We start from the raw sequence: 15940 nt of genomic DNA on the forward strand, positions 1-15940 counted from the left end.
TTGAATTTGAGGAGTCTTATCCTAAGGACATACAAAAAATCTATAACCATGACATAGTGAGAGAAAGATAATGCAATAGAAGTAATTCAGAGGACATTAAAAGAATTTCGGATGGCAGTTACGGAGAACGTTTCCTAAGAAAGTAATTGAGACCAATGGTGAAGACCTGGATGAAGACGTAGAATATTAAAAGAAGAAAAGCTGCAGACCTAAATAGGTCTGCAGCTTTTTCAATATCCAGTATTCTATAGTATACTTATATAGATGAATTTTTTGGGGGGAGACTTCCATGACTAAAAGAAAACATCTTGATCTGCCTAAAACAACAACTGAAATTTTAGCTAATGTGATTGGCTATAGTGTGTTTGTAATTACAATCGCATTGATGGTTTTCGGGTGGGACAGCCTCCCTGAGAAAATCCCGGCACATTTTAATGCAGTGGGTGAAGTGGACAGGTACGGTACCGCAATAGAACTACTGATACTGCCGGTAATCGGTATTCTGGTTGGCGTAGCGCTGGAGGCTCTCGAAAGACGTCCTGAAGTACATAATTATCCGATAAGGTTGAATGATACCAATCGAGCAGCGTTTTATCTAAACAGCCGTATTATGCTTAATTTGACTAAAAATGCATTCTTCGTTGTTTTTTCAATCTCAATACTTGAGATGATGCATGTAGCAATTGTTAATACTAGTTTCCTTGGCGGGTGGCTGTTTCCCATCAATCTAGTTTTAATATTTGGTCCAGTGGTATATGGAATCGCGAAGCGCATGAAGATTAAATAATTTATATGAAAGTGAGATTCATGAATGATTTATATTATCGCTTTATTTTACATATTTGGCATACTCGGGACAGTATATTTCCTTGGAAGAAATGAACATAAAAATATCCGCATCATCTCTTTAGGATATTTCATCGCCCTGACAACCGCATTCCTGTTATCTGTATTCATTTTTAATTTAGGACCTGACAGCAATGCACCATTGATTTTCTCTTATTTATTTGTCGCACCTTTTGTGTTTTTCATCGGTTATAAACTGGTTAAATACATCCGCAACTATGAAGGCTGGCAAATGGTTGTGCTCATGCTGGCAGGGATTTTAAATCTGGCCATCATTGGATTGTTATTATTGTTCATCTTCATACTGATCTATCAGGGACTGATGAATGCATAAATTTTTGAAGCTGAAGCTATATGTTTCAGCTTTTTTGTATGCTTTTCAACGAAAAAAACCGGGACAATTTGTCCCGGCCGGCCCTTCAATCAGAAGAGGGTTGGAATCATTGCAATGGCGATTGCGATGAAGCCCATTCTGAAGGCAAATCCTATATTGATTTTAGTGATTTTATAAGGGTTGATCCGCAAATACTGTGAAGTCATTGTCGCGTTCAGACCATATGGCGCCGCAGGGGCAATAGAAAGCCCGCACACTATCATGACGATTGCAATGCTGAGCATATTTTCAGAATTCATGACTGGACCCAGTACCTCAAAGAGTATTGCAAGTGTGGCGATCGGGTGTACGCCGAACATTGCCAGTGCATAAATGACGAGCATTATCAGAATAAGGATAAGGACAACATAGGAGTCGATATAGCCGAATACCTGTTGCATCAATCCAGGGAGCGGACTGACATTGAATCCTTCTGAAAATATTCCTAGTGAGAGGAACAGGACGGCGAAGTTCTGCAGTGTGTTGTTGTGGTTTCGCCATGCTGTCCAGCCGCCTTTTACGAACAGTTCAAATTTCTGCATTATGATTGCTGTAACAAAGGAGAAAGGAATAATGATAAGGGCAACTGTCATTATGAACCCGAGATTGGAAAAGCTGTTCAGTGTCATAACGAGTGTCATGAAACTGACCAGCAGCACAAGCATCTTTATGATGGAATGCTTTAACTCCTTTTTATTTACATTTTTGAATGGTGCATCGAATTCTACATTTTTGAATTCCTTTCGCGAGATGTAAATCTCTGAAAGGCACGTTACCACCGAGCAAAGTATAAGCCAGGGCAATAAAGTAAAATAGGAAAGGCCGGTTGAATCGACTGTCAGACCGACAATCACCTCGAGCGGGCTCCAGATGACTGCGAGAGAAAACGCACGGAGTGTGGATTTTATTATGAATTCCTGTCTGAGTGTGACGGTTGCTTTTTTAAACAGTTCACTCAATACCTGCTGAATTATGTAAATCGCTGACAAATTCAAAAAAACACCAAGAAAATATGTGGTAAAAAGACTTCTGCCATAGATCTTCTCAACCCTGTTCTGCTCATCCTGAACCATTTCGGTAATACTCTCGTCAAGACCGCCGACTTTTACCACTGTCCCGATCCAGGGAAGTATACTGAAGAAGAACAGGAGAGGGAGGTTGCTTGTCGTATTACTGATTATTGTCTGAAATGAATCTCCCGCAGTAAAACTTAAAATGACACCTGTGGAGATGAATGCAGCACCAATCATCTTGAATAATCGTGAAGCAAAAAGCCATGAGATGAGCAATACCGCAAATGACATGATACTCACGACTGTTCCCAGAGCATCAATATTGCTGAAGAAATAAATTAAAAACAGCATGAAGAGTGTGGCATATAAATAGAAGAAGTTTTTAATAATGTTCTGGTTGTAGAGGAAACTCAAATATTTCACCTTCTTTCCAAGACCAAAAACGTTCTGAATTAAACTATATTCATCCATTATAGTCCAAATGGCTCATGGAATACAAAACTATTTATTTATTGCTTAAAAACATAGGCTGAGCCTGCCATATTAGAACCTTCGGAACCTCAGCACAGATTGATTTTATTCATAAAATACTGTAATATTCTGAATGATGAAACATATTTAAAGGGGGCATTTTCAGGGAATATTGTTTTATATTGAAGGGGGAAGGTTTTATGGCGGTCAATCCATATTTTATGTTTGAAAAAGAGGCGGGGGAAGCAGCGGAACTGTATGAAACTGCTTTTCAGACCCAGCCGGCAGAGTTGATGACCTACGGTGAGGTTCCCGGTGGTGAATATGAAGATTCACCGGATAAGGAACTGATCATTCACGGGAAAATCAACGTGGGCGGCACTGAAATTATGTTTTCTGATGGAGGCGGTCAATCGGATATTGTCAAAGGCAATAATATCACTGTGGCTGTAACAGATAAACGCCTGGGTTATATTACACATGCGTATGATGTCCTCAGAGACAGAGGGCAGGTTGAAATGGAACTGCAGGAAACATTTTTCGCTAAAGGACACGCAATGCTTACTGATGAATTTGGCATCAAATGGCAACTTAGCTGTCCGAACACATAAGGGGGAAATCTTATGTTAAGAATGTTTTGTGCAGTGATACCGGTACTCATCATTGTTCTTGCCACTATTTTTGACCCGTCATATATCTGGGCCCTGAATTTATTACTGGCGATTTTGGGGACGGTGTTCAGCAGTATAAATTTCAAATTCAGAAAGAACGGACTGTCGATAGTACTGTTGTTATTGAATATTGCAGTGCTGGTTTATTATGCTTTTTCCGTCTTTATGGCAATTATATAGTGAATAAAACCCGTAAGAAAAATTCTTACGGGTTTTATTTTACAGATAGGAATAATCGTCAAAGTTCAGCTCTGTCTCTTCACCATTCAGGAATTTTGCAACTTCCCTGCCGAGTACAGGGCTTGCCGTGAGTCCTGTCGAGCCCAGGCCGTTAGCAACGAAAACATTTTTTTCCACATATCCGATATACGGCATATAATCACGGGCGAATGGTTTGAGTCCGACCATCATATTGATATCCCTGATTTGAGAATCAGGGAAATACCGCTGTGCGAGTCCTTTGAGGTATTCATAGTTTTCCTGTGAAGGTTCTGCAGAGAAACTTTCTGTTTCTACATGTGTTGTACCGATTGCGTATTTGTTGGTACCCAGTTCCACCAGGTAGATCGGGCCGAGTGCCATGACGACAGGTGTATCTGCTGTTTTTACCGCTTCTTCTACTTCAAAATGGAAAACTTCAGAACGCTGATGCCTGATTTCAGGCTGGTAACCCTGCTCTATCGCCCAGGCACCTGAAGCATAGATCAAAAGACCCTCCGCTTTTTTGTGTTCGAAATCTTGATTGATCCATTGTCCTCCATGGTGCAGGAATCCTGCTTTTAAAGCTTTCAGCAGATTGGCGCCTTCAATCTGGCCGCCGCCTTCTACATAAACACCGGGATACAGATCTGTCAGATGCGGATGCATCTTTTTCACATCTTCCCTCTGTACTTTATATACTTCTCCCATTTCAGGAGCATTTTCTTTTTTTGAATGGATTCGGTTGAACCCTTTTTCCAGTACAACATCATCTTTGAAAAGACAAAGCGCACCTTCCCGTTTATAGCCGGTTGATACTCCGGTTTCCGCTTCTATCGTTTCAACGAATTCAGGATAGTATCTCGCTCCGGCTGTCACAAGACGATACCAGTTCTTGTTGCGTTTCTGACTGACCCAGGGGCAGATGATGCCGGCTGAAGCGGCAGTGGCCTGGCCGGTATCGGCACGGTCGTATAATGTGACAGTATGGCCGGCTTTGGCAAGGTGGTAGCCTATGGAAGCGCCTGCAATGCCGCCTCCTGCGATTGTGTATGTTGACATGTAAATCACTCCCGTAAAATATTATAACGTAAACTCTGAAGAGACATAGGTAAAAACTTAAGAAATATTTAAGAATTGCTTCATATTTTAATAATGATCAATGATTATTCTCTGTATATATCAAAATTAAGGAGAATGATTATGAAGAAATTTACAGGTTTATCACTTTTGAGTATTTTACTATTGGCACTTCTGGGTGTCCCCCGGGTAATCGGCCACGATCTGGGATGGCTGGATGAGGGCACATTTATAAATTCATTATTTGTGTTCATCCCGATTCTGATATGGCTGGCAGTGGCAGTAATGAAAAAGCAGATATATCCTTTTAGACTTATGTTGATGCTTGGTGTTGCCTTTGGAGTGATGCTGGCTCTCACACACCAGGTATTATGGACGTCCTCTTTTGAAGCGCCGCCGCAACTGGGAGGAAATCTGACGGACACCCCGGCATACATCAGGATATTTGTGCCAAGGATTGCAGTAGTATTCAGCGGTATAATGACAGGTACAATCATGGGTGTACTGCTTGGGGGAGTAGCATTTATCATCCGTAAATTGATAAGATGATGTAAACAGGGTACGGAGGGATAGGATGACGATAAAACAACGATTGCTGCTATCCAATATATTGTTGGTTGTCTTACCGGTCGCCGCATTTTTTGTCATTGAAATCCTGCTGGGATATGTATTCTTTGTTTTTTTGGGACAGTCCCTCAATGAAAATAATATAGGTACATTTACAGCTGCACGGCTGATTCTTTTTGCTCTGGCAATCATCGTCATAAACAGTCTGCTGATCTTATTGCTTTCAAGGACAATTATAAAACCATTGAATAAACTGAGAGCGGCTGCCAGAGAAATAGGCCGTGGCAATCTGGAATTTTCAGTGGATACTTCAGGGAATGATGAACTTTCCGATTTGGCCCGCGAGTTTGATGACATGCGTTTGAAGTTAAAAGCTTCGAAAGAATTGAATGAAGCCTATATCGAAGAGAAAAGAACAATGATTGAAAGCATTGGTCATGACCTGAAGACTCCTGTCACGTCCATACAGGGATATGTTGATGGTCTGATTGATGGAGTGGCAGCGACACCGGAGAAGAGGAAAAAATATTTAAGAACGATTGCAGCTAAAACGAGGGAACTTGACAAGCTGATCGACGAGCTGTCTTTATTCTCAAATTTGAATATGGAAGAGTCCCCGCTGGAAAAGGAATGTATCGAGCTGGATCAATTTTTGAGCCACATCATCGACGAAGCAAAACTTGAACTGGAAGATGAAAAAATTGAGTGGTCCTATGAACATCCGACAGAGATTGACATTGTTATCCCCGCGGACAGGATGAAACTTTCAAGAGTGTTCACGAACTTGCTGAACAACAGCGTGAAGTACAGGTGCAGAGAAAACCACGTAATAGATATCAGACTCTCGCGGACAGGAAATGATGCTGTCGTGGACATTAAAGATAATGGAAGAGGGATAGACAGAGAGGTTCTGCCCAAAATTTTCGAACCGTTTTACAGAGAGGAATCGTCGCGTAATAAAAAAACCGGAGGCAGCGGGCTGGGCCTTTCCATTGTGGAAAATATTGTAAGGAGTCACGGCGGGCAAATAGATATTAAAAGTGAACAGGGCGAGTGGACGATGGCTACAGTAAAACTCCCCCTGAGCGAGGTGCAGAATGACCAGAGTACTGATTATAGAAGATAACGCAAGCATAGCTGAAATCGAAAGAGATTATCTCGAAGTCAATGACATCGGTTCGGATATTGTTTTGAATGGCAGAGACGGTCTCCGTATGGTTTACACAGGCGGCTATGATCTTATAGTACTGGATATCATGCTGCCGGATATAGACGGTTTTGAAATATTGAAAAAGATCCGTGATGAGGTGGATGTTCCGATTTTAATGGTGACAGCCAAGGTATCTGACATCGATATCGTAAGAGGGTTGAATCTGGGTGCCGATGACTATATCACCAAGCCGTTCAGTCCCAACGAGCTCGTTGCCAGGGTGAAATCCCATGTAACCAGGTACCAAAGGATTATGGAGAAGAATTCTTCTGATGGAAAAACAGAAATAAGGGGACTGGCCATTGATCCCGAATCAAGAGTTGTCACTTTGGACGGGAAACAGATCATTCTGACGGCCAAAGAATTTGATATTCTTCACTTCTTGTCCACACATCCGAATCAGGTGTTTTCCAGAGAGCATCTATTTGACAGAATATGGGGCGGGGAAGCTTTGGGTGATCTCAGTACGGTGACTGTCCATATCAGAAAAATCAGGGAGAAGATCGAGTGGAATGATCAGAAGTATATAGAAACAGTATGGGGAGTAGGATATAAGTTTTTGGACTAATCCACATAAGGAAGGCTGGAAGGTGACCATGTATAAAGAACTCGAAAATATTTTCGATGAACTGGAAACATTGCGTAATGATTATTTCAGTACCGATACATTTAACAGGGATATATATAAACGGACAGTGCCGGATAAATGGAGTGTAGGTGAAGTGATCTATCATTGTTATCTGCTTTTGAAACTGACCCGTCAGCTTTCTCAGGTGTATGTCCCGTTAGCAGGAAGTTACATGAAACTGTTACATCAGAGACCGAAGTATTACGACGGGAGGATGGAAAATATATATGCCGGGAAAACGATGCAGGCACCTGCCGTATTGATTCCAAATATGAGAAAGGAATACACTAAAGGCGAGCTCCGGCTGATGCTTGAAGAAGAAACGGATAAACTTAAAAAGTGTCTGGAAGGTTTGAACAAAGATGAGCTGTACTGGATCAGATATCCGGATCCTGTTCCTGGTTATCCGAACATCATACAGACGGTGAAAGTGGCGAAGATCCACGAAGCGCATCATTACAGAATTGTACTGGAAAGGGTGGGGGAGTATCGATAAGTATGAATTGAATATTTTTGATGATAAGAAGTCATTAAACATCATTACTGCGATATCAGTAATCATTACGGTAATTATGCTGATTCCTCCCATATGGATGGACGGCGGGGCATTTTTGGCACAGATGACAGACGGCGGTGTCGAATTCAGGGTCACATTCGGTACAATATTGATCACGCTGGCATTGCTCTTTGCTGTATTCACATTCCATGAGGGAATACACGGGCTGTTTTTCAAGTTGTTTTCACCAGCAACCAAAGTGAAATTCGGGTATATGTCAGGAATGCTTTATGCCACTGCCCCCGGTGAAGTATATTCCAGAAAGCAGTATATAGTCATCATATTGATGCCATTCCTCCTCATCACGGCTATATTGCTGCTGTTGATGTTTACATTTCCGCATGCGTCCTATAAATACCTGCTTGCAATACACACGGGCGGATGCGCAGGTGATTTTTATTACGTGTACCTGATGCTGAAATACAGGAATTTAAAATATGCCGAGGATACAGATGTGGGTATGACCCTTTATGAAACACAGCCAAATAATAGCTGACTGCCAGCGAACGTAGGTTCGCTTTTATGTTATAATGAAGTAACTAAGAATTAATGTCAGGTGAAACAAATGGAAAGAAGGATAATTCATATTGATATGGACGCATTTTTTGCCCAGGTGGAGCAGCGGGACAATCCGGAATACCGCGGCAAACCGATAATTGTCGGCGGAAAATCATGGAGCAGGGGTGTTGTGTCCACTGCAAGCTATGAAGCCAGGAAATACGGTGTACACTCTGCGATGCCCACGAAACAGGCACATAAGCTGTGCCCCGACGGGATATACCTGACACCCAGATTTGAACGGTATAAAGAAATCTCTAAAACAGTCATGGAGATTTTCCTGAAGTATACCGAAGTTGTCGAACCTCTGTCTCTCGACGAGGCCTATCTCGATATCACCCATCTGGTCTCAAGAGAGCGTACTGCGCGGTCGATAGCACTCAGCATCCAAAAAGAGATTTATGATGCTACGAAACTGACATCATCGAGCGGTATTTCCTATAACAAGTATTTGGCTAAAATTGCTTCGGGGATGAATAAACCCGCAGGCACGACTGTGTTCCATTACGATAACGTGCAGGACGTGCTGAATGGACTGCCTATCGGAAAATTCCCCGGAGTCGGGCAGGTGACGGAAGAAAAAATGAAAGATCTTGGCATATATACAGGCCGGGATCTGTATAATTGGTCAGAGGAAGAATTGATCAGGCATTTTGGCAAAAGGGGAGCAGGGCTTTATCAAAAAGCAAGAGGCATAGGTACAGCAGAGTTGAAAGTGGAAAGGGTCAGAAAGTCTGTAGGTAAAGAAACCACATTCAACTATGACATCAACGATGATGTTGAAATCCTCAAAGTATTGGAGACGCTGAGTGATAAAGTGAGTAACAATCTGGACAGGCATCAATTTGCAGGCAGGGTCGTGACTGTAAAGACAAAGACAGCCGATTATGCCACACATACAAAGCAGATGATGACGGATAATCCCATTTTTCGAGGAGAGGAGATATTTCGTTATGCATATTCCTTATACCATGATGTGAAAAGCCCCGAAGAGCCGATAAGGCTCATCGGGGTGACAGTATCTCACTTATCAGAACGCACATACCGGAATTTGACGATATATGATTTCTTATAAATGCCATTAATCAGTGCTTACTTTTATATCCACCTTCTTGACTTCTCCGGTTGTTTTTTCATGCTGAACGATCATCTGGTAAATAATTATAATTTCATACAGGACATGAATTTTAAATGCTTCTTTTTCTTCATCCATCCCTTTAATCTGGCGCCGCAGCGATCTGATTGAGGGATTCGTCATTTTTAAGGAAGAAAAGTCGGTGTTCAAATATCGGGCGATTTCATTCATTGCTTCTTTTTCCACATCAGAAAAATCCATTGCAATATTTTCAGGCAGATATATCAGATTGCCTACATGGATGAAATAGAGCTTCTTGAACTGAATTTCACGCTCCAGCCGGTTCATCAGCCGCATCTCTTCGCGGTTCGATCTATGATACTTTAATTCATCCTGCTGATACTTCAGAAGTTTCTCTGATTCGGTGATCTGTTTTTGAATGCTGCCATATTCTTTTTCGGATCTTTTCGAGATGAATCTGCTCTCAGTGAGCTCTTCAAGCCTTTGTATCAATAGTTTATGGGTCTTTTTCGTTGTGGACCTGGTCATTTCCTGTATCTGACCCGTGTATTTAGGCGGTAGAATTAAAAAGTTGATAAGAGTGCTGATTGCCAGTCCAATAGTAGTTGTGGCCAGGCGTGAGAAGAAATTGTAAAAATAAGCATCTCCGACAGACGGTACCATTGCAACGGCCGTGATACCCGCAACAAGTACACCTGCCTGCAGATTCAATTTATAAGTGACAAAAATTGTCAGTGTAGCTGCGAGGGAATATGTGAAGGCACTTTCTCCGAAAAGGTAAAGTGACACAACAGCGATAAACGCGCCGATGATGGATGCGGGAAACCTGACATACGCTTTTTTTAGAGAGGCATATGCAGTGGGTTCAATCGTAACTATTGCCGTTATGACCGCGAATATTGGAGGCAGATTCAGCATCATGCAGATTATCGCAGTAAGGAATGTGGAAATACCTGTTTTTATAATTCTCGGACCAATAATTTTACGTATATCAAAAGTCATATTATAACTTCTTTCTCTAAATTTAAGCTGTATTGACAGTATAGCATGAAGAATTTGTTATAATGAAAATGAAAACATATTTTTAAAAGTAAGTAGGGAATAAAATGATTATCAAAACTGATGAAGAACTGAAACATCTTGAAGAAATCGGCCAAATTTGCGGAAGGGTGCTCAAGTCGCTTGTTGAATCTGCAAAAGTGGGGATGACTACTAAAGAGTTGGATGAAATCGGCGGCAGGCTGCTTGAAGAAATGGGTGCGGAAAGTGCACCAATCAGCGAGTATGACTTTCCGGGATATACATGCATCAGTGTCAATGAAGAAGTCGCGCACGGCATTCCGGGGAAACGGGTGCTCGAAGATGGAGATCTGGTAAATGTTGATGTATCTGCCAAGAAAAATGGATACTTCGCCGATACGGGCATCTCTTTCATCGTAGGCGAAACTGAAGACCCAATGAAACAGAAAGTCGTTGATGTATGTGAAATGGCTTTGGATGAAGCGATCAAAAAGATCAAACCGGGCACGAAAGTCAGTCAGATCGGCCGCGCAGTGCACAAGGTCGCACGTAAAAATGGCCTGAATGTCATTAAAAATCTTACTGGCCACGGCGTGGGCAAAAGTCTGCATGATGCACCGCAGCATATCATGAATTACTACGATCCAACAAACCATGAACTTCTAAAAGAAGGAATGGTCATTGCAGTTGAGCCATTCATATCTTCAAAAGCTTCCTTTGTAACGGATGGCAAAAATGACTGGGCATTTGAAACAAAAGACAACAGTTTTGTCGCACAGAAAGAGCATACAATTCTGGTGACGAGCGAGGGGCCAAAACTGCTCACGCTTGTTGAAGAGTGATATTAGAACCCGGGAACTCTGTTCCCAGGTTCATTATTTTAAAGAATGGCATACAAAAAGGACTGAAGGCCTGAGTGATCAGGTTGGTTCCAGTCCTTTTTGCCATCCTTCTATATTGAATCAACCGGCCTTAAGCGGGGCTTCTCTTATCAACCGGTCCCTCTGTCTCTTCAGGCAGTTGATCTTCTGGAAGGATGTCGGTATCTTGGGGAGTCTCTTCTTCAAGATGTCGGTCGGTTAAGTCATAAAGAGCACTGCTTCCGCCGCCTTCGTTTTGCATACGATCGATACCGCGTTCGGGAGTACCTCTTTCTTTGATATGCATCTTCATCCCCTCCTTACCTCTAGTATACCTCAAAATAGTGTAAAATAACATCATTCAAGCTATTAGCTTACTTATTTTCATATCCATCAGTAATCAAATCGACTTTGCCATTATCCGGGTTAATAACCAATCCATGTACGGGAATATCAGGCACCATAAGCGGATGGCTCCGGACTTTCTCAACATTCCCTTTCACGCTCTCTTCAACACTGTCGAACCCTTTGAGCCATTCTTTGATATCAATGCCGGAGTGTTTCAAAGTTTCAAATACATTCGGTTCTATGCCGCGTTTCTCCATCTCTTCCATGACAGGTTCCGGCTGAAGTGCTCCAAAGCCGCAATCGTGGTGTCCCATTATGACTACTTCATCGGCACCGAGCATGTATGCTGCGACCAGTATACTCCTCATCGTACTGCCGTAAGGATGGGAGATCATTGCACCGGCATTCTGGATATGTTTGATATCTCCATTTTTAAGGCCGAGCGCCTTCGTTGATAATTCTGTCAATCTTGTATCCATGCAGGAAACAAGGACCATCTTCTTATCAGGTGATTTCGTCGTCGTGTACTTCTCGTACTCTTTGTTTTCTACGAACTGCTGGTTGAATTCAAGTAAATCATGCAATAGACTCATCTTTTGTGTCTGCCTCTTTCTCTTTTCGTAAAGTACGCTTTTTCATGATTGCGTTAATCTGTGCGCCTAATATTATTATAACACCAGTGATATATAACCATAAAATCAAAATGATTACACCGGCGATACTGCCGTATGTGGCAGAGTAGTTGCCGAAGTTTGAAATATAGAAACTGAATCCCCATGAAGCCACAAGAAAAGCGATTGTTGTGAATAAAGTGCCTGGAATCACTGATTTGATTGTAAGTTTGATATTTGGTGCCGTCGTATACATGACCAGGAATACCACGAATACCAGCAGTACCGGCAGAATGCTTCTCACGAGATTCCATAATGTCTGGAACTGGCTGTCGAGGCCGATGACTCCGAACATCAGATTTCCGATCGCTTCTCCGAATACGATCAGCACAAAAGTCAATATGACTGACAGTGCCAGTATGACTGTAAACACTATTGAGAGAAGCTTTGCCACGATGAAGTTCCTGTTGTCCTCAATGTCATAGGCCACATTGAATGCATTCATCAACGCTGTCATGCCGTTTGAAGCGGACCACAACGTGACGATCAGACCTACTGAGAGCAGGCCGCCGCTGGATGAGCCCATGACGTCGGATATGATTTTATCCAGCATACCGGCAATATCGGAAGGAGCATAGTCTTGAATCATTTGAGTGATGGTCGCCTGATCAATCTGGAATAAAGGCACAAGCGTCAAGAGGAATATCAGCAGCGGGAAGATTGCCAGCAGGAAATAGTAGGCCAGCTGTGCAGCCATCCCTGATGTATTATCTTTTGAAAACTGAAACATTAGACTTTGAAAGAAATTAGGGTCTTTCTTAACCTTCGCCGGTTTGTTGATTTTTGAAACGTACAGTTTTTCATCCTCTTTTTTTGGCGTTTTTGATTTGAACCTCACTTCATCAACAAACGTTTCGCCATTATCGCCCGATGACCCTTCTGTTTTGTTCTGTTGTTCAGTCATCTTCACTTCATTTAAATAATTTGAACTGCTTTTTTTCTCTGCCATAAAATTTCACCTCTTTATCAAAAAAGGGCCAACTGCCGTCAGCCCCTCTAATATTCAATTCTAATTTAAATTCTTCTGATCACGTTTTTTCATAAATGTATCTTTGGCATCCATGATTGATTGCTCAAGTTCCGGATTGTTTTGTCTGATTTCTTCGATTGTGTCTTTCCAGAACATCACTTCTTCTTTAAGGGAGTCAAATTTGGATGACTGACCTGAATTGGAAGAGAGTTTCTGTTTAGCCTCATCCGGATTCTGTGCATAATATTTAAGGTCCTTGGAACTGCTGATTACTGAATCTCTTGTACCCTTGTCAATCAGACTGAGGCCTGCACCAACAGCAGCACCGATCAGGATTGCGGGAATAAGTTTGTTTTTCATGTACATTCTCCTTTTTAGCACTTGTATAGTTGCTTATAACCATTTTAAAACAAATTTAAACTATATTCATCCATTATCCTGATTTTAAATTTTATTATCGATAGAACTTTGTTAATATAAATATGTCAATAGAAACGATATGGAGGGCTTACGAATGGATAAAAGCAAGATGCTGAATGAAATTGAGGATAAGCTGAAAGTAGTAAACAAGGGGATGTTCAGATCCGAAGATTTTGATGATGCAAACATTGATGAAATCGAAGGGATTCACAATATGGTTACAAGCAGATCGAATATTTCTGCTATAGAACAATCTGCAATTATTGAAGAACTCTCAAAACTCAGGAAGTAATAAAGGGGGAAGCATTTTTGAAAAATCTTGATGAAAAGCTGGATAAATATGCTGATTTGCTTGTGGAAGTCGGCCTGAATGTACAAAAAGACGGACGTGTTTTTGTAAGATCAAGTGTCGATGCGCTGCCTTTGATCAGACGCGTAACGGAGAAGGCATATGAAAAAGGGGCGAAAGAAGTCAAAGTGAGTCTTTCTGATGATACTTTGACTCGGCTGCATGCTGATTATCAGACGAAAGAAGAACTCAGTACCATCCATCAGTGGGCCATTGATGAAAGAATGCACTACTCGGATGAAAAGGCAGGATTCCTGAGCATTACATCCTCATCTCCTGAACTGCTGAAAGGTGTGGACCCGGAAAAGTTACAGGCGATGCAGATCGCTGCGGGAAATGCATTCAAAGATTTCTCAAACCGTATACAATCCGACTATCACAGCTGGTGCGTAGCGGGTTATCCATCAGTGGAATGGGCTAAGCTCGTCTTCCCGGATAAAAGTGATGATGAGGCGGTCGAAGCACTGCTCGACCTCATTCTTTATACAGTGCGGGCAGACGTTGAAGATCCGGTGGAAGCATGGGAAGCGCTGGATCGGACACTTCATGAAAAAGTCGACTACCTGAATGATAAGAAATATAAAGCATTAAGATATGAAGCGCCCGGAACGGATTTTGTAATGGGACTGCCGCAGGGACACCTGTGGGCAGGTGCTTCAAGTGTCAATGAAGATGGGGAGCGTTTCATGGCCAACATGCCGACGGAGGAAGTTTTCAGTGTCCCTGAAAAAACGGGGATGAACGGCTACGTTTCCAATACATTGCCGCTCAGTTACGGCGGTAATATCATTGACGATTTCAAACTTACATTCAAAGATGGAAAAGTGGTGGATTTTGAGGCGGGAAGAGGGTATGAAGTGCTCGAAAATCTGCTCAATACGGACGAAGGATCAAGATACCTCGGGGAAGTTGCCCTTGTTCCGCATGATTCACCGATCTCAAATACGGGTAAATTATTCTATAACACATTATTTGATGAAAATGCTTCGTGTCATATTGCTTTGGGCAGCGCCTACGCTTTCTGTCTTGAAGGCGGAAAGTCGATGTCCAGGGAAGAACTCGAAAAAGCAGGGCTCAATGATTCCATCAGTCACGTTGATTTTATGATCGGTTCCGACAAGCTGGATATATACGGTATTGATGATAACGGCAATGAGACGAAAATCTTTGAAAAAGGGAACTGGGCTTTTTAAATTCTTGATGCAAAAAGAGAAAAATATGATAAACTTAAGTTAATAAGAAAAGTTCAATAGGAGGATACCTATGAGTTTTGGAATGATGTTTCTAGTTCTGGCTGCATTCGTTTTTGCTATTTTCGCTTTTGCAGGGGTGTTGTCATACTTCCTGACTAAGGCGCTCCCTGGTAAGGATGCACTGGTAATCGATACTCCGGAGGAAGCACTGGAGCGTAAAATTTAAGTTATCGCAAAAGATGACGGTTTTCAGGAAGGGATATGGCTTATCCCTTCTTTTTTATTGTTGAAAATGTGCTATTATAGTAGTGCTAAGCATGGAGGGGATAGTATGGAAAAAAAGATGTCGGAATCATATACAGTCAAGACTTCAAATGTGCTGCCGCCGGATACAAACAATCACCAGACACTGTACGGAGGCAGACTGATGGAATACATAGATGATGTGGCATCCATCGCAGCCAGACGGCATTCAAGGTCGAAAGTGGTGACAGCATCCATCGATTCAGTGGATTTCCTCGAACCGATCAACCTGGGGGATGTAGTCATTCTGGAGGCCATGGTCACTCATACAGGTACTTCTTCGATGGAAGTCCTGGTCAAGATTTCAAAAGAGGAATTGGAAGAGTCCGGAGAAGTCAGCCTTGCAGCTTTCAGCTTTCTGACTTTTGTGGCACTGAGCGATGACAAGAAGCCGATTAAAGTGCCGAAATTAATACCGGATAATGACAGGCTGAAATGGCTTGATGAAACAGGTGAAGAAAGATCTGAACACCGCCGTCACAGACGTGACAGGTCCAAAGCACTCAGGGAATTTTTTGCGAACGATCTTCTGGATTAGG

At 42.1% G+C, this 15940-nt stretch carries 22 protein-coding genes; 15 read left to right on the plus strand and 7 right to left on the minus strand.

The genetic code is table 11. From position 1 onward, the window contains the following. Positions 1–289 precede the first annotated feature (289 nt). Together BM271_RS12100 and BM271_RS12105 are read left to right on the plus strand one after the other, a co-directional pair. Positions 290–787: a DUF1648 domain-containing protein gene (locus tag BM271_RS12100; protein ID WP_046790679.1), complete on the plus strand. Its 498-nt coding sequence runs from the start codon at positions 290–292 to the stop codon at positions 785–787. 24 nt (positions 788–811) lie between these two features. Then, complete coding sequence (locus BM271_RS12105; RefSeq protein ID WP_046790678.1) at positions 812–1180, plus strand: hypothetical protein; 369 nt, start codon at positions 812–814, stop codon at positions 1178–1180. 89 nt (positions 1181–1269) lie between these two features. On the opposite strand, the gene BM271_RS12110 is transcribed toward BM271_RS12105, so the two are convergent. Beyond that, complete coding sequence (locus BM271_RS12110; protein WP_234960580.1) at positions 1270–2703, minus strand: hypothetical protein; 1434 nt, start codon at positions 2701–2703, stop codon at positions 1270–1272. A gap of 200 nt (positions 2704–2903) precedes the next feature. Here BM271_RS12110 and BM271_RS12115 point away from each other — a divergent pair, with 200 nt between their 5' ends. Continuing rightward, positions 2904–3314 carry a VOC family protein gene (locus BM271_RS12115; protein ID WP_046790676.1) on the plus strand — a complete coding sequence of 137 codons (411 nt, stop codon included), beginning with the start codon at positions 2904–2906 and terminating at the stop codon, positions 3312–3314. A 12-nt stretch (positions 3315–3326) separates the two neighbouring features. After that, complete coding sequence (locus BM271_RS12120; RefSeq protein ID WP_046790675.1) at positions 3327–3554, plus strand: hypothetical protein; 228 nt, start codon at positions 3327–3329, stop codon at positions 3552–3554. A gap of 39 nt (positions 3555–3593) precedes the next feature. Here the strand turns inward: BM271_RS12120 and BM271_RS12125 are convergent, their stop codons facing one another. Next, positions 3594–4634, minus strand: a complete 1041-nt coding sequence (locus BM271_RS12125; protein ID WP_046790674.1) for an NAD(P)/FAD-dependent oxidoreductase — start codon at positions 4632–4634, stop codon at positions 3594–3596. Between the two features lie 141 nt (positions 4635–4775). On the opposite strand from BM271_RS12125, the gene BM271_RS12130 reads away from it, so the two are divergent. From BM271_RS12130 to dinB, 6 genes are all read left to right on the plus strand, one after another. Continuing rightward, positions 4776–5201 (plus strand): hypothetical protein, encoded by a 426-nt coding sequence (locus BM271_RS12130; protein WP_082103677.1) that lies wholly within the window; start codon positions 4776–4778, stop codon positions 5199–5201. 25 nt (positions 5202–5226) lie between these two features. After that, positions 5227–6345: a sensor histidine kinase gene (locus BM271_RS12135; RefSeq protein WP_046790672.1), complete on the plus strand. Its 1119-nt coding sequence runs from the start codon at positions 5227–5229 to the stop codon at positions 6343–6345. Next, entirely contained in the window at positions 6317–6997 is a 681-nt protein-coding gene (locus BM271_RS12140; RefSeq protein WP_046790671.1) for a response regulator transcription factor, read from the plus strand. The genes BM271_RS12135 and BM271_RS12140 overlap by 29 nt, the downstream gene beginning before the upstream one ends. A 28-nt stretch (positions 6998–7025) precedes the next feature. Continuing rightward, positions 7026–7553, plus strand: a complete 528-nt coding sequence (locus BM271_RS12145; protein ID WP_046790670.1) for a DinB family protein — start codon at positions 7026–7028, stop codon at positions 7551–7553. Positions 7554–7560: 7 nt separating this feature from the next. Then, positions 7561–8109 carry a DUF3267 domain-containing protein gene (locus BM271_RS12150; RefSeq protein ID WP_234960582.1) on the plus strand — a complete coding sequence of 183 codons (549 nt, stop codon included), beginning with the start codon at positions 7561–7563 and terminating at the stop codon, positions 8107–8109. 69 nt (positions 8110–8178) lie between these two features. Beyond that, positions 8179–9246 carry a DNA polymerase IV gene (gene dinB, locus BM271_RS12155; protein ID WP_046790669.1) on the plus strand — a complete coding sequence of 356 codons (1068 nt, stop codon included), beginning with the start codon at positions 8179–8181 and terminating at the stop codon, positions 9244–9246. Positions 9247–9252: 6 nt separating this feature from the next. On the opposite strand, the gene BM271_RS12160 is transcribed toward dinB, so the two are convergent. Next, positions 9253–10269: an FUSC family protein gene (locus tag BM271_RS12160; protein WP_046790668.1), complete on the minus strand. Its 1017-nt coding sequence runs from the start codon at positions 10267–10269 to the stop codon at positions 9253–9255. Positions 10270–10373: 104 nt separating this feature from the next. Between BM271_RS12160 and map the strand changes: the two genes are divergently transcribed. Beyond that, the gene (gene map, locus BM271_RS12165) at positions 10374–11129 is read left to right on the plus strand and encodes a type I methionyl aminopeptidase (protein WP_046790667.1); all 756 of its coding nucleotides are present in this window, start codon (positions 10374–10376) and stop codon (positions 11127–11129) included. 130 nt (positions 11130–11259) lie between these two features. On the opposite strand, the gene BM271_RS12170 is transcribed toward map, so the two are convergent. From BM271_RS12170 to BM271_RS12185, 4 genes are all read right to left on the minus strand, one after another. Continuing rightward, the gene (locus BM271_RS12170; RefSeq protein WP_046790666.1) at positions 11260–11454 is read right to left on the minus strand and encodes a hypothetical protein; all 195 of its coding nucleotides are present in this window, start codon (positions 11452–11454) and stop codon (positions 11260–11262) included. Between the two features lie 67 nt (positions 11455–11521). Beyond that, positions 11522–12088 (minus strand): beta-class carbonic anhydrase, encoded by a 567-nt coding sequence (locus BM271_RS12175; RefSeq protein WP_046790665.1) that lies wholly within the window; start codon positions 12086–12088, stop codon positions 11522–11524. Continuing rightward, entirely contained in the window at positions 12072–13115 is a 1044-nt protein-coding gene (locus tag BM271_RS12180; protein ID WP_046790664.1) for a YihY/virulence factor BrkB family protein, read from the minus strand. Before BM271_RS12180 ends, BM271_RS12175 begins: the two co-directional genes overlap by 17 nt. Before the next feature lie 60 nt (positions 13116–13175). Next, positions 13176–13496, minus strand: coding sequence for a hypothetical protein (locus BM271_RS12185; protein WP_046790663.1), 321 nt, complete (start codon positions 13494–13496; stop codon positions 13176–13178). Positions 13497–13650: 154 nt separating this feature from the next. On the opposite strand from BM271_RS12185, the gene BM271_RS12190 reads away from it, so the two are divergent. From BM271_RS12190 to BM271_RS12200, 4 genes are all read left to right on the plus strand, one after another. Further along, the gene (locus BM271_RS12190; protein ID WP_052749888.1) at positions 13651–13848 is read left to right on the plus strand and encodes a DUF1128 family protein; all 198 of its coding nucleotides are present in this window, start codon (positions 13651–13653) and stop codon (positions 13846–13848) included. 17 nt (positions 13849–13865) lie between these two features. After that, positions 13866–15098: an aminopeptidase gene (locus tag BM271_RS12195; protein ID WP_046790661.1), complete on the plus strand. Its 1233-nt coding sequence runs from the start codon at positions 13866–13868 to the stop codon at positions 15096–15098. A 70-nt stretch (positions 15099–15168) separates the two neighbouring features. After that, a complete protein-coding gene (locus BM271_RS14430; protein ID WP_200795351.1) occupies positions 15169–15324 on the plus strand; it encodes a hypothetical protein in 156 nt (51 codons plus the stop codon). 105 nt (positions 15325–15429) lie between these two features. Beyond that, a complete protein-coding gene (locus BM271_RS12200; protein WP_046790660.1) occupies positions 15430–15939 on the plus strand; it encodes an acyl-CoA thioesterase in 510 nt (169 codons plus the stop codon). Position 15940 lies beyond the last annotated feature (1 nt).

Source organism: Salinicoccus halodurans (assembly GCF_900114445.1).
Classification (GTDB): domain Bacteria; phylum Bacillota; class Bacilli; order Staphylococcales; family Salinicoccaceae; genus Salinicoccus; species Salinicoccus halodurans.